13 protein-coding genes are annotated in these 14,116 nt (G+C 66.3%); 11 read left to right on the top strand and 2 right to left on the bottom strand.

The genetic code is table 11. The features are described from left to right. The first annotated feature begins 7 nt into the window (after positions 1-7). Positions 8-172, top strand: coding sequence for a twin-arginine translocase TatA/TatE family subunit (locus tag G6P88_RS10525; RefSeq protein WP_165323113.1), 165 nt, complete (start codon positions 8-10; stop codon positions 170-172). Positions 173-202: 30 nt separating this feature from the next. After that, a complete protein-coding gene (locus G6P88_RS10520; protein ID WP_165323112.1) occupies positions 203-2,425 on the top strand; it encodes an ATP-binding protein in 2,223 nt (740 codons plus the stop codon). A 12-nt stretch (positions 2,426-2,437) separates the two neighbouring features. On the opposite strand, the gene pcaF is transcribed toward G6P88_RS10520, so the two are convergent. Beyond that, positions 2,438-3,637 (bottom strand): 3-oxoadipyl-CoA thiolase, encoded by a 1,200-nt coding sequence (gene pcaF / locus G6P88_RS10515; protein ID WP_165323111.1) that lies wholly within the window; start codon positions 3,635-3,637, stop codon positions 2,438-2,440. Between the two features lie 205 nt (positions 3,638-3,842). On the opposite strand from pcaF, the gene G6P88_RS10510 reads away from it, so the two are divergent. The 9 genes from G6P88_RS10510 to G6P88_RS10470 all read left to right on the top strand — a co-directional run bounded on the left by G6P88_RS10510 (position 3,843) and on the right by G6P88_RS10470 (position 13,692). Further along, positions 3,843-4,304 carry a MarR family winged helix-turn-helix transcriptional regulator gene (locus G6P88_RS10510; protein ID WP_165323110.1) on the top strand — a complete coding sequence of 154 codons (462 nt, stop codon included), beginning with the start codon at positions 3,843-3,845 and terminating at the stop codon, positions 4,302-4,304. Then, the gene (locus G6P88_RS10505; protein WP_165323109.1) at positions 4,304-4,714 is read left to right on the top strand and encodes an acyl-CoA thioesterase; all 411 of its coding nucleotides are present in this window, start codon (positions 4,304-4,306) and stop codon (positions 4,712-4,714) included. The genes G6P88_RS10510 and G6P88_RS10505 overlap by 1 nt, the downstream gene beginning before the upstream one ends. A 134-nt stretch (positions 4,715-4,848) precedes the next feature. Continuing rightward, positions 4,849-6,873 (top strand): 3-hydroxyacyl-CoA dehydrogenase NAD-binding domain-containing protein, encoded by a 2,025-nt coding sequence (locus G6P88_RS10500; RefSeq protein WP_165323108.1) that lies wholly within the window; start codon positions 4,849-4,851, stop codon positions 6,871-6,873. Positions 6,874-6,976: 103 nt separating this feature from the next. Then, positions 6,977-9,292 carry a bifunctional salicylyl-CoA 5-hydroxylase/oxidoreductase gene (locus tag G6P88_RS10495; protein WP_165323107.1) on the top strand — a complete coding sequence of 772 codons (2,316 nt, stop codon included), beginning with the start codon at positions 6,977-6,979 and terminating at the stop codon, positions 9,290-9,292. Continuing rightward, positions 9,289-10,047 (top strand): SDR family NAD(P)-dependent oxidoreductase, encoded by a 759-nt coding sequence (locus G6P88_RS10490; protein ID WP_206335743.1) that lies wholly within the window; start codon positions 9,289-9,291, stop codon positions 10,045-10,047. The genes G6P88_RS10495 and G6P88_RS10490 overlap by 4 nt, the downstream gene beginning before the upstream one ends. 10 nt (positions 10,048-10,057) lie before the next feature. Beyond that, the gene (locus tag G6P88_RS10485) at positions 10,058-10,870 is read left to right on the top strand and encodes an enoyl-CoA hydratase family protein (RefSeq protein ID WP_165323106.1); all 813 of its coding nucleotides are present in this window, start codon (positions 10,058-10,060) and stop codon (positions 10,868-10,870) included. A 1-nt stretch (position 10,871) separates the two neighbouring features. Beyond that, on the top strand, positions 10,872-12,053 hold the full coding sequence (locus G6P88_RS10480; protein WP_165323105.1) for an acyl-CoA dehydrogenase family protein: 1,182 nt from the start codon (positions 10,872-10,874) through the stop codon (positions 12,051-12,053). Next, a complete protein-coding gene (locus G6P88_RS10475; RefSeq protein WP_165323104.1) occupies positions 12,050-12,442 on the top strand; it encodes a RidA family protein in 393 nt (130 codons plus the stop codon). The genes G6P88_RS10480 and G6P88_RS10475 overlap by 4 nt, the downstream gene beginning before the upstream one ends. Before the next feature lie 65 nt (positions 12,443-12,507). Next, positions 12,508-13,692, top strand: coding sequence for an acyl-CoA dehydrogenase (locus tag G6P88_RS10470; protein WP_165323103.1), 1,185 nt, complete (start codon positions 12,508-12,510; stop codon positions 13,690-13,692). A gap of 196 nt (positions 13,693-13,888) precedes the next feature. Here G6P88_RS10470 and G6P88_RS20220 read toward each other — a convergent pair whose 3' ends face one another. Next, complete coding sequence (locus G6P88_RS20220) at positions 13,889-14,077, bottom strand: hypothetical protein (protein WP_206335742.1); 189 nt, start codon at positions 14,075-14,077, stop codon at positions 13,889-13,891. Between the last annotated feature and the right edge of the window lie 39 nt (positions 14,078-14,116).

Here is a 14,116-nt window from a genome sequence, read left to right as displayed (position 1 = left end):
CTGGGGCATGGGTGGAGTGAGCATCGCGCATTGGGCGATCGTGGCCGTGGCGGCGACGTTGCTGTTCGGCGGGCGCCGTTTCTCATCGGCGATGGCCGATCTGGGGCAGGGGCTGAAGAGTTTCCGTCGCGGTCTCGCGGAGGAGCCCGACGACGCGCGCGTCGATGGCTAATCGCCGAGTCTCGTGGCACAATCGCCGGCCATGACAAAGGCTTCTCTTCGTCCGCTGCGCGGGCCGGCGCTGGTCGTCCAGATCGTGATGCTGCTGCTGGGCGGTCTGGTGGTCGCGCAGATCGTCACTCTGCTGCTGACCGTGCTGCTGCCGCCGGCGCCGACCCCGCAATATCATCTCGACTCGGTGGCGGCCGCGCTGCGTGGGCAGAAGGTGGCCGGTAACCTGCGGCGCGATATCCAGACGGGTCCCCCCGACCTAGGCGGGCGGGGTTGGCTCGTGTCGGAACGGTCCCGACGGGATCTCGCCAATATGCTGGGCGCCGATCCGCTCGACGTAAGGCTGAGCTTTTACACGCCGCTTCCATTCGCGGGTACGGTCGCGACGCGCAAGATGGCGATGGCCGGCGACGGCGCCGCGGCGCCGCGTGAGGCATGGCTGCACCTGTCGGCCGGGACAGCTGCGCCAGACGACGCACGGCCCCGGTTGATCCTGGCGCAGGCGACGATGCCGCCGGTCAGGCCGCTTCCGCCCGGCGCGCAGGGCATATTGCTGCCCAACGGCGTCCGGCTGCCGCCCTCGCGCGGGGCACCCAATCGCGACATGCTTCCGCCGGAGGTTCGTCCTCAGCGTGATGGCGGCAGGGCGGGGACGCCGATCGATATTCCCGCCGGCCGGGAGGGGCAGCGGCCGTTCCCGGGTGCGCTGTTCGAGATCGATCCGACACCGCTGCAAGGGCGTGACGGCATCTGGATCGGCGGTGATCGCGGCGAGACGATCCCCGAGATACTGGGTGGCCCCCAGCAGGGCGGCGAGGTCATAACCCTTCCGCCTTTCCGCCCCGGCGCCATCGGCGTGATCCCGGGCACGACCATCGTGCCCGGCAACACTGGTACCGCCGGCGCCGGCAGCGCCGTGCCGCAGCCGCCCCTCAACGCCCTCCAGCCGGGATTGCGGCCGTTCATGCCCGGCATGCCGACGCCGATGTCCTCGCTCGAAAACCAGCTTCGTGCGCAGAGCCAGCCGCCCCAGGCCGCGACCGGCGGGGCTACGATAGACCTGTCGCGCGTGCCGACGATATTGCTCAAGCCGCAGCAATCCGCCCCTCTGCCCCAGCTTCCCTTGCGGAGCGGCCCGATGCCTTCGACGATCCTGCAATTGCCTCTTCAGGAAGCCCCTGCCGCGCCCGCGCCGGATCAGCTCGATCCCGCCATCACCTATGATGCGCCGGTGCCGTTGGTGCCGCGCGAGCGTGGGCTGTTCGGCCTGGCGCCCGCGCCCTTCGTCGAAGGCGATTTCGTCGCCGCGCTGCGACTGCCGGACGGTCACTGGTCGGTCGTGCAGCCGGCACCGGAACCCTTCCCCAATAGCTGGCAGCGCCGCGTCCTGCTCTGGTTCGCCATGGCGTTCGCCATCGTCGCGCCGCTGGGCTGGCTGTTCGCCCGACGGATGAGCAAGCCGCTCGTCGCCTTTGCCGAGGCGGCGGAGAAGCTCGGTCGCGATCCGACCGCGCCGGTGCTCGATCTCGACGGTCCCGCCGAAGTCGGCCGCGCGGCGCATGCCTTCAACGTCATGCAGAGCCGGCTCAAGAGTTTCGTGGGGGACCGGACGGCCATGATCGGTGCGATCAGCCACGACCTGCGGACCCCGCTCACGCGGCTGCGCTTCCGCATCGAAGAGGTCGACGACGAGGCGACGCGCGAAGGCATGATCGAGGAGGTCGAGGAGATGGAGGAGATGATCAATTCGGTCCTCGCCTTCATCCGCGACGCCTCCTCGCCGGGCGTCCGCGAACGTATCGACCTGCGGACGATCGTCGAGGATGTCGCCGAGGATGCGGCGATCGTCGGCAACGACGTCCGTATAGAAACGATGGCGCCTGCGCCGGTCGATGTCGACGTGATGGGCATGCGCCGCCTGTTCTCCAATCTGTTCGAGAATGCAGCGAAATATGGCGAGCGCGCCCGGGTGCGCTTGCTGGTCGACGATGCCGACGTCGTCGCGCAAGTGATCGACGAGGGCCCCGGCGTGCCGGTGGAGGATCTCGAAAGGGCGTTCGAGCCCTTCTACCGCGCCGCCAATGCGCGGGCGAGCGACAAGCGCGGCAGCGGCCTGGGACTTGCCGTCTGTCGCTCCATCGCCCGGGCGCATGGCGGCGACGTCACGCTCCGTCCGTCACCGGAGGGCTTCGCGGCGGAAGTACGCATTCCGCTGGCGTTCGAGGCGCGGGAACTCGCGGTCGTGTCCGCCTGACCTCGTCAGGCGTCAGACGCGTTCGACCGCGAGGGCAAGGCCCTGGCCGACGCCGATGCACATCGTGACGAGCGCCCGCCGGCCCGCCCGCTTTTCCAGCGCATGGACGGCGGTCTGCACAAGACGGGCGCCGGTCATGCCGAGCGGGTGGCCCAGCGCGATAGCGCCCCCATGCGGGTTCACATGCTCGGCGTCGCCGGGGAGGCCGAAATCGGCCAGCGATGCCAGCACCTGTGATGCGAAGGCTTCGTTGAGTTCGATCACGTCGAAGTCCCCGATCGTCAGGCCGAGACGATCGAGCAGCTTGCGGGTCGCCGGAACCGGACCGATCCCCATCAGCCGTGGCTCCACCCCGGCCGTCGCCATGCCCAGGAAACGTGCGCGCGGCGTGAGGCCATGGCGTTTCGCGGCGGTCTCGCTCGCCAGCAGCAGGGCGGCGGCGCCGTCGTTCACGCCCGACGCATTGCCCGCCGTGACGGTGCCGTCCGGGCGGACGATCGGCTTGAGCGCAGCAAGCGCTTCCAGCGTCGTATCGGCGCGCGGATGTTCGTCGCGATCGACGATCACCTCGCCCTTCCGGCCCTTGATCGTGACCGGAACGATCTCTTCTGCGAAATAGCCGGAGGCCTGCGCGGCGGCGGTGCGTTGTTGGCTGCGTAGCGCATAACCATCCTGGGCTGCCCGGTCGACGCCATGAAGGTCGGCGACATTCTCGCCGGTTTCGGGCATCGAGTCCGTGCCGTAGAGGCTCTTCATCTGGCGGTTGACGAAGCGCCAGCCGATCGTGGTGTCCGCAATCTCGGCATTGCGTGCGAAGGGCTTGTCCGCCTTGGCGAGCACGAAGGGCGCACGCGTCATGCTCTCGACCCCACCGGCGATGGCGACCTCGATCTCGCCCAATCGGATCGCGCGGGCGGCAGTCCCGACAGCATCAGCCCCGCTGGCGCAAAGGCGATTGAGGGTGACGCCGCCGACGGTGACGGGCAGACCGGCGAGCAGCGCGGCCATCCGGGCCACGTTGCGATTGTCCTCGCCCGCCTGGTTGGCGCAGCCCAGAAAGACGTCGTCGATGACGGCAGGATCGAGGCCGCTGCGCTCGACCACCGCGCGGATCGGGGCGGCTGCGAGATCGTCCGCGCGAACGGCGGAAAGCGCGCCGCCATGGCGGCCGATGGGCGTGCGCAGCGCGTCGCAGATGAAAGCTTCGGTCATGATCGTTCCTCCGATGCGGTGACCCGTGCCGACACAGGCTGCCGCCTTCTCCATGATAGTTTAGCCTTAAAGCAAATTGTGCAGCGCAGCGCGAAAGGAAATTTAGGCTCGGCCTTACTATTTTAAGATTGAACCAAGCTGCGCGCGCCGTCAGATGGGCTGTTCCCGGCCGATCGCGGGAACGACGCGCGTTGGCGAGGGATAGATGGAGGAAAAGCACGACGGCTCTCTCGAGGCGCCGATGGACCTGCGGGTCTGGGTCCGCCTGCTGAGCTGCGCCATGCGGATCGAGAAGCGGCTGCGGCGCAACTTTGCCGAGCAGTTCGACACGACCCTGCCGCGCTTCGACGTGATGGCCTCGCTCGATCGCTATCCCGAGGGGCAGACGATGGGCGATCTCTCGCGGGCGCTGCTCGTGTCCAACGGCAACGTCACCTCGATCGTGCGACAGCTCGAATCGCAGAAGCTCGTCGCCACCAAGGTCGATCCCAACGACCGGCGCTCGGCGATCGTGACCCTGACGCCCGAGGGCAAGACGCTCTTCCGGCGCATGGCCCGCGATCACCAGGGCTGGGTACGCGACGCGATGAAGGAGTTCCCGCGCGAGAAGCAGCAGCAGCTCTACGACCTGCTGGCCGATCTCAAAGTCTCGATCGGGCGCTCCTGATGGGCTTTCGCACCAAGGCGCAGGTTCGCTTTGCGCATATCGACGCTGCGGCGATCGTCTTCTACCCGCGCTATTTCGAGTTTCTCAACGGCGCGGTCGAAGACTGGTTCGCCGCGATGGGCCATGATTTCCACGGGCTGCATGTCCGGCGGCAACTGGGCGTGCCGACGGTGAGCCTGCAGTGCGACTTCCAGGCACCGAGCGAGCTTGGCGACATACTCGACATCGCGATCGAACCCCGCCGCATCGGCGGATCGAGCTGCGCCTATGACTTTCGCATGTCGGTCGACGGACAGCAGCGCATTTCCGGAAGCGGGGTGCTGGTGTGCATGGATCTGGCCGCACGGAAGGCCGTGCCCTGGCCCGACGACATGCGTAGCGCGATGAACGCGTTTCTCGTCGTCGCCTGAACCCGTCGCCGATCCGGTGAACATGGCGAGAAGCCGACCGGTCGCTGTCGGGCGATAATAGTATAGACTTAAAATAATTCCTCGTTAGTGCGGTGGCGCCGGAGACATTCGAAATCGCCTTGGAGGGTGGGACGATGGTTGTGACGCAGGAGAAGCTCGCCGGGATATTGGTCCTCACGGCCAACTATCCCCCCGTCAACGCGTTGGGCCATGCCGTCCGCGCCGGCCTTGCCGAAGGCATAGCGGCTGCAGCTTCAGACCCCGAGATATCCGCCGTCGTCATTCTTTGCTCCGGCAGGACCTTCTTCGCCGGGGCGGATATTGCCGAGTTCGGCAAGCCCCGCCTCGATCCTGTCCTGCCCGCGCTGTGCGATGCGATCGAAGCCAGCTCGAAGCCGGTGGTGGCGGCGATACACGGCACCGCGCTCGGCGGCGGACTGGAAGTGGCGCTGGCGGCGCATTACCGGATCGCCGCCCGCAGCGCGAAGTTCGGCATGCCGGAGGTCAAGCTGGGGCTGATCCCCGGCTCTGGCGGCACACAGCGCCTGCCGCGGCTGGTCGGACTCGATGTCGCGATGCGCATGATTGTCCTGGGCGATCAATCGGGTGCCGCAGTCGCCGCGGACCATGGCCTGATCGACCGGGTCGTCGACGACGCCGAGCTGCGCGACGCGGCGATCGCCTTTGCGCGTGAGGTCGCGGACTGCCACCCGCTGCCCCGCACCGGCGAGCGTCCGGTCGCGTCCGACGAGGCTTTGGTCGCCCGGTTCAAGGCCGATAATGGCCGCAAGATCGCGGGCCAGGCCGCGCCCGAGGCGGCGATCGAGGCAGTGCTCGGTGCAGCGACCCTGTCGATGACGGACGGGCAGGCACTGGAACGCCGCCTGTTCCTGGCGCTCGAAAATGGCGAGCAGTCGCGCGCGCTGCGCTATCTGTTCGGCGCCGAGCGGCAGGCGAGCCGGATCGACGGGATCGGCGACGATGTCGCCGTCCGCCCGGTCGAGCATGTCGGCATCATCGGCGCCGGCACGATGGGAACGGGCATCGCGATCAACTTCCTGCTGGCGGGGCTGCGGGTCTCCTTGCTCGAGCTGGATGCAGCAGCTTTGGATCGCGGCGTCGCCAGCATCGGCAAGACGCTCGACGGATCGGTTGCCAAGGGCCGTCTCAGCGCAGACGCAGCGGCGCGCGCGAAGGCTTTGCTGTCGCCGTCGCTCCGCTATGAGGAGCTTGCCGGCTGCGATCTCGTGATCGAGGCGGTGTTCGAACTGATGAGCGTCAAGAAGGATGTCTTCGGCGCGCTCGACAAGGTCGTGCGTCCCGACGCCATTCTCGCGACCAACACCAGCTATCTCGATGTCGACGAGATCGCGGCGTCGCTGTCGCATCCCGAGCGCTTCCTGGGGATGCACTTCTTCTCTCCGGCGAACATCATGAAGCTGCTCGAGATCGTCCGTGGGGCACGAACGGCGCCGGACGTGCTCAAGACGGCGATGCAACTCGGCCGCCGGATCGGCAAGACCGCCGTCGTTGCCGGCAACTGCTATGGCTTCATCGGCAACCGCATGCTGGCGCAGCGCCGCAAGCAGGCGATTGCGCTGCTGATGGAGGGCGCGACGCCCGAGCAGATCGACCGCGTCCACACCGGCTTCGGCATGCCGATGGGTCCGTTCCAGATGTCGGATTTGGCCGGTGTCGACATCGGCTGGCATCGTGACCCCGCCCGCATCGAGACATTGCAGGATGCGATGTGCGCGGCCGGTCGTTTCGGTCAGAAGGTCGGCAAGGGCTATTATGATTATGACGCCGACCGCCGCCGGACGCCGTCGCCCGAGGCGCTGGCGATCATCGAGGACTTTGCGCGAAAGTCGGGTGCTGAGCGCCGTGCGATCGGTGACGACGAGATCCGCGAGCGCACGCTCTACGTGATGGTCAACGAGGGCGCGCGCATCATCGAGGAGGGAATCGCGCAGCGCGCGTCCGATATCGATGTCGTCTGGATCCACGGCTATGGCTGGCCGCGCTATCGCGGCGGGCCAATGCATTGGGCCGATCAGGTCGGCGCCGGTACGATTTTCGAGTCGTTGCAACGCCACGGGTTGGAGACCAGTTCGCTATTGGAAGGGCTGGCCCGGGAGAACGGCCGTTTCACGTCCTGAAGTTTCATTGGCACGGGCGTTGATCCAGATCATTTACTTTACGCTTGAAATATCCCCGGCCTCCGATATGTTTTAGACATAAAATGTTTTCGGAGGCTCCCCGATGAAGATTGCATGCGTGGGCGGCGGCCCGGCCGGGCTCTATTTCGCCATCTCGATGATGCTCCGCGACCCGTCGCACGACATCACCGTGTTCGAGCGCAACCGGCCCGGCGATACCTTCGGCTGGGGCGTCGTCTTCTCGGACCAGACGATGGAGCATCTGAACGGCAACGACCCGATCAGCGCCAAGACGATGATCGACGAGCTTGCCCATTGGGACGATATCGACGTCCACATCGTCGATGGCGACAAGAAGGTGAAGAACACGTCGACCGGCCACGGTTTCATCGGCATAGGCCGCAAGCGGCTGCTGAACATCCTGCAGGACCGGGCGCGCGAACTGGGCGTGAAGCTGGAGTTCGAGGTCGACGTCGATCCGAACGAGGAGTTCCTGTCGAGCTACGACCTCGTGATCGCGTCCGACGGCGTCAACAGCAAGCTGCGCCGCGCCTATGAGGAGCATTTCGACGTCGACATCGACGTCAAGCGCAACAAGTTCGTCTGGCTCGGCACGCACCAGCGCTTCGACGCGTTCAACTTCATCTTCGTGAACACCGAATATGGCTGGATCTGGGCCCACGCCTACCAGTTCGACAAGGACACGGCGACCTTCATCGTCGAGACCACGCCCGAGGTCTATGAGAAGGTCGGCTTCGACCGGATGACCCAGGAAGAGAGCTGCCGCTTCTGTGAGGAAATCTTCGCGGACCATCTCGGCGGCCATAAGCTGATGACCAATGCGAGCCATATTCGCGGCTCGGCCTGGATCAACTTCCCGCGCCTGATCTGCGGCAAGTGGAGCTACAAGAACATCATCCTGCTGGGCGATGCCGCCCACACCGCGCATTTCTCGATCGGCTCGGGCACCAAGCTCGCGCTCGAGGATGCGATCAAGCTGGCCGACGTCGTCAGCCGCCCCGACTTCAAGAGCAAGGAAGGCGTCGTCGCCGCGCTCGACGAATATCGCGAAGAGCGCCATCTCGAAGTGCTCAAGATCCAGAATGCGGCGCGCAACTCGACCGAATGGTTCGAGCATCTGGACCGCTATCTGAAGATGGATCCGATGCAGTTCACCTATACGCTGCTGACCCGCAGCCAGCGGGTGAGCCATGAGAATCTGCGCCTGCGCGACCCGGCCTGGCTCGCCCAGCTCGAGCGCGAGCTCGCCACCAAGGCGTTCGGCGAGGTCGTGAACGAGCCCGTCCCGCCGATGTTCCTGCCCTTCCGTCTGCGCGACATGGAGCTGCGCAACCGCATCGTGATGTCGCCGATGGCGATGTATTCGGCGACCGACGGCGTGCCCAACGACTTCCACCTCGTCCATTATGGCGCGCGTGCGCTGGGCGGCGCGGGCCTGATCCTCACCGAGATGACCTGCATCTCCCCCGAGGCGCGGATCACCCCGGGCTGCACCGGACTGTGGAACGACGAGCAGACCGCCGCCTGGAAGCGCGTGACCGACTTCGTTCACAGTGTGCCCGGCGCCAAGATCTGCGTCCAGCTCGGCCATAGCGGCTCGAAGGGCTCGACCCGTCTCGCCTGGCAGGGCATCGACAAGCCGCTGGAGGAAGGCAATTGGCAGGTCGTCGCCCCATCCGACGTCCCCTACAGCCCCGACAATCAGGTTCCGGTGCCGCTGACCCGCGAGGGCATGGACGCGATCCGCGACGATTTCGTCAACGCGACGCGCCGAGCGCTCGACGCCGGCTTCGACATGGTCGAGCTGCACTGCGCACACGGCTATCTGCTGTCCGGTTTCATCAGTCCTACGCAGAACAAGCGGACCGACGACTATGGCGGCAGCCTGGAGAACCGCCTGCGCTATCCGCTCGAGATCTTCCACGCGATGCGCGCGGTCTGGCCGGCCGACAAGCCGATGTCGGTGCGTATCTCGGCGCATGACTGGGTCGAGGGTGGCATCACCCCCGACGAGGCGGTAGAGATCAGCCGTGCGTTCAAGGAGGCCGGCGTCGATCTGGTCGACGTGTCGTCGGGCCAGGTCAGCAAGAAGGAGAAGCCGGTCTACGGCCGCATGTTCCAGACGCCCTTCTCCGACCAGATCCGCAACGAGCTCGACGTCAGGACTATGGCGGTCGGCAACATCTACGAGGTCGACCACGTCAACTCGATCATCGCTGCCGGCCGTGCCGATCTCTGCGCGATGGGTCGCCCGCACCAGATGGATCCGAACTGGACGCTGCACGCGGCCGCCAGCCAGCAGTATAAGAAGGCCCCCGTGCCCGATCAGTATAAGAGCGGCTTCTTCCAGGCCCAGCTCAACGCGCAGCGCGCCGCGCAGATGGTGCCGCTGAAGTGAGCGCATTCCGCCATGTCGTGGTGACCGGCGGCGGCAGCGGGATCGGTCGGGCCATCGCGCTCGACATCGCCCGCGCCGGCCACCGCGTCACCATCATGGGCCGGAATGCCGAACGGCTCGAAGCGGCGCGCGCCGAGCATCCGGACATGCTGGCGGTCGCCTGCGACGTCGGCGATGCAGAAGCCGTCGACGCCGCCTTCGCGCGCGCGACCCAGGAGCGCGGATCGGTCGACACGCTGGTCAACTGCGCCGGATCGGTAAAGACCGCGCCCTTCCTGAAGACGGGCAACGACGTCTGGGAAGCGCTGTGGCGGACCAATGTCATGGGTGCGGTCAATGCGACCCGCGCGGTGCTGCCGGCGATGCGCGAGCTGCCCTCGGGGCGGATCATCAACATTGCCAGCACCGCGTCGCTCAAGGGCTATGCCTATGTGAGCGCCTATACCGCGACCAAGCACGCGCTGCTCGGGATGACCCGCGCGCTGGCGACCGAGCTGGCGGGGACTGCGATCACGGTCAACGCGATCTGCCCCGGCTATGCCGACACCGACATCATCCGCGACGCCGTCGCGACCATCGTCGCCAAGACGGGACGGAGCGAGGCCGAGGCGCTGACGACCTTCACCGGCACCAACCCGCAGGGCCGGCTGATCCAGCCCGACGAGGTGGCGGGCGCGGTGCACTGGCTGATGTCCGATCTTGCGCGCTCTGTCACGGGCCAGGCGATCGTCGTCGCCGGCGGAGAAGTCATGTGAGGAGGATGGGATGTTGAACCCGGCAGAATATTCGCCGAAGCACTTTGCCTATGCGTTCGACGGCAAGGTCGCGACGGTCACGCTGAATCGACCCGAGCGGAAAAATCCGCTGACCTTCGAATCCTATGCCGAGCTGCGCGATTTCTTCCGCGACCTCGTCTACGCGACCGAGGTCAAGGCGGTGGTCGTGACCGGCGCCGGCGGCAATTTCTGTTCGGGCGGCGACGTGCACGAGATCATCGGCCCGCTGACAAAGATGGAGATGCCCGAGCTTCTCGCCTTCACCCGCATGACCGGCGATCTGGTCAAGGCGATGCGCGCCTGCCCGCAGCCGGTGATCGCCGCGATCGACGGCATCTGCGCGGGCGCGGGCGCGATCATGGCGATGGCGTCCGACATCCGGTTCGCCACTCCCGCGACCAAGACCGCCTTCCTGTTCACCCGTGTCGGCCTCGCCGGCGCCGATATGGGCGCCTGTGCGATCCTGCCGCGCATCATCGGCCAGGGACGCGCCTCGGATCTTCTTTTCTCGGGCCGGTCGCTCGGCGCGGAAGAGGGTGAGCGCTGGGGCTTCTACAACCGCATCGTCGCCTCCGAAGAGGTGCTGAACGAGGCGCAGGCCTATGCCGGGATGCTGGCGTCGGGGCCGACCTTCGCCCATGGCATCACCAAGAACCAGCTCAACATCGAATGGGCGATGTCGCTCGACGTGGCGATAGAGGCCGAGGCACAGGCGCAGTCGATCTGCATGCAGACGCGCGATTTCGAGCGCGCCTATAATGCGTTCGTCGCCAAGTCGAAGCCGGTCTTCGAGGGCAATTGAGATGGCGGACCAGAGCTTTCTGTCCTGGCCCTTCTTCGAGGATCGCCATCGCAGCTACGCCCAGGACCTGGAAGCCTGGTGCCGCAAGAACGCCGATGCCCTGCATCATGAGACGGGCGACGTCGATGCCGACTGCCGCGCGCTCGTGCGGCTGCTCGGCGATGCGGGTTTCCTGCGCGCGGCGGTGCCGGCCGACTTCGGCGGGCTGAACAGCCCCGTCGACGTCCGCACCCTCTGCCTGACCCGGCAGATATTGGGCTATCATCACGGCCTCGCCGACTTTGCCTTCGCGATGCAGGGGCTCGGCACCGGCGCGATCGGCCTGTTTGGCAGCGATGCGGTCAAGGCCGCCTATCTGCCCAAGGTCGCGCGCGGTGAGATGATCGCGGGCTTCGCGCTGTCCGAGAAGGAAGCGGGCTCCGACGTGGCGGCCATGGCGACCAGCGCGACCAAGGTCGACGGCGGCTGGATCATCAATGGTGAGAAAACCTGGATATCCAACGGCAGCATCGCCGATATCCTGACGATCTTCGCCCGCAGCGGCGAGGCGCCGGGCGCGCGGGGCCTCTCGGCCTTCGTCTTCCCGACCGCGACCGAGGGCTTCTCGGTCACCGAAAAGATCGACGTGATCGCGCCGCATCCGCTGGCGACGATCCGCTTCGACAATTGCTTCATCCCCGACGATTATCTGCTCGGCGAGCCGGGGCGCGGCTTCATGGTCGCGATGGCGACGCTCGACATGCTGCGGTCGACCGTCGGTGCCGCAGCCCTCGGCTTTGCACGTCGGGCGACCGACGAGGCGCTCAACCGTGCGACGACGCGCAAGCTGTTCGGCGCGCCGCTGTCCGACCTGCAGCTGACGCAGGCCGCACTCGCCGACATGGCGCTGGGCAACGACGCCAGCGCGCTGCTGATCTATCGCGCGGCCTGGGCCAAGGACAGCGGCCAGCCGCGCATCACCCGCGAGGCGGCGATGGCGAAGCTCTATGCGACCGACACCGCGCAGCTGACGATCGACAAGGCGGTCCAGCTGTTCGGCGGCGAAGGCGTCGTCAGCGGCAAGATGGTCGAGCGGCTCTATCGCGAGATCCGCGCGCTGCGCATCTACGAGGGCGCGAGCGAGGTACAGAAGGTGGTGATCGCGCGTGCGACGATCGCCGAAGCGCAGGAACAGGCACAGTGAAGACATTGCAACCGGCCGGCTGGCCGCGCCCGAAGGGTTATGCGAACGCGATCGAGACGCGTGGCCGCACCATCTACACCGCCGGCCTGGTCGGCTGGAACGAGGAAGAGAAGTTCGTTGCCAAGGACCTGCCCGGCCAGTTCGAGCAGCTGCTGCGCAACCTCGTCGCCTTGCTCGCCGAAGCGGGCGCCAAGCCCGAGCATGTCGTGCGTATGACCTGGTACGTCACCGACAAGCAGGCCTATCTCGCCGAAGTCCGCCGCATCGGCGAAATCTACCGTGCGATAATGGGGCGTGTCTTCCCGACGATGGCGGTCGTGCAGGTCGTCGCCCTTATGGAAGACGAAGCGCTGATCGAGATCGAGACGACCGCGGTCATCCCCGACTGACATTCACCATCATCATTCCGGCCCGACCGTCTGGTGCGCGACGGCCCCGCAAAGAGGAACATGACATGAGCCAGATGAGCCGGTTCGACTGGTCCGACCCCTTCCTGCTCGACGACCAACTGACCGATGACGAGCGGATGATCCGTGACGCGGCGCGCGCCTACGCGCAGGACCGCCTCCAGCCGCGCGTGATCGACGCCTTCGCGCGTGAGCATACCGATCCGGAAATCTTCCGCGAGATGGGCGAGCAGGGCCTGCTCGGTGTGACCATTCCCGAAGCCTATGGCGGCGTCGGCGCCTCCTATGTCGCTTATGGCCTCGTCGCGCGCGAGGTGGAGCGCGTCGATTCCGGCTATCGTTCGATGATGTCGGTGCAGTCGAGCCTTGTCATGTACCCGATCTACAGCTACGGCTCGGAAGAGCAGAAGCAGCGCTATCTGCCGAAGCTGGCTTCGGGCGAGTGGATCGGCTGCTTCGGCCTGACCGAGCCGGATGCCGGTTCGGACCCGGGCGGCATGCGCACCCGCGCCACCAAGATCGACGGCGGCTATCGCCTCAACGGCAACAAGACCTGGATCTCCAACTCGCCGATCGCAGACGTGTTCGTGATCTGGGCGAAGTCGGACGCGCATGACGGGCAGATCCGCGGCTTCGTCGTCGAGAAGGGCGCCAAGGGCCTGTCCGCGCCGAAGATCGAGGGCAAATTCTCGCTGCGCGCGTCGATCACCGGCATGATCAACCTCGACGATGTCGAAGTGGGCGAAGACGCGCTGCTGCCGAACGTGCAGGGCCTGAAGGGGCCGTTCGGCTGCCTCAACCGTGCGCGCTACGGCATTTCCTGGGGCTCGCTCGGCGCGGCGGAATTCTGCTTCCACGCGGCGCGCTCCTACGGCCTCGACCGCAAGCAGTTCGGCCGTCCGCTGGCCGCGACCCAGCTTTACCAGAAGAAGCTGGCCGACATGCTCACCGACATTGCGCTCGGCCTGCAGGCCAGCCTGCGCGTCGGCCGCCTGATGGACGAGGGCCGCTTCGCGCCGGAGATGGTCTCGATCGTCAAGCGCAACAATGTCGGCAAGGCGCTCGACATCGCGCGCATGGCCCGCGACATGCACGGCGGCAACGGCATCTCCGAGGAATATCAGGTGATCCGTCACATGGTGAACCTGGAGACCGTCAACACCTATGAAGGCGCGCATGACGTCCACGCCCTGATCCTGGGCCGCGGCATAACCGACATCGCCGCCTTCTGACGAGGCCCACCCTTCCCCCAGTGACGGGGGAGGGGCGGGAAGGGGCTGGCCGTCACCGCTGCAGGAGCGGCCGGCCCCTTCCCAAAACATCGCAGCATAGGTGCAGCAAAAAGGGGCCCGTCGCTTGGACGGGCCCCTTTTTTGTGCGCAGCAATTGTGACGGGAGAGATGCTTCTGGAGGCACCAATTGCGGGCCTCACCGCTCCTTCGGTGCGCCGATATCCGAGGAATTGCTGATCTCTACAGGGCCCTCTTGAAAGGGGGACACGACCTCCCGCTCGCCGCCGATAGCTTCGAACAATGTCGCGACCTTATGTGCCACGTCCTTCCTGCTCTCCACGGGCAGGTCGTCGCGAAGAAGGCTGAAACTGTTTCGACCGGTCACGCCTACCACTTCTTCCCATCGGAGATAGGCTCATCGCCC

This window comes from Rhizorhabdus phycosphaerae (assembly GCF_011044255.1).
In the GTDB taxonomy this organism is placed as follows: Bacteria; Pseudomonadota; Alphaproteobacteria; order Sphingomonadales; family Sphingomonadaceae; genus Rhizorhabdus; species Rhizorhabdus phycosphaerae.
The sequence above is the reverse complement of the archived record's forward strand: the minus strand, read 5'-3'. Positions and strand labels throughout refer to the sequence as shown.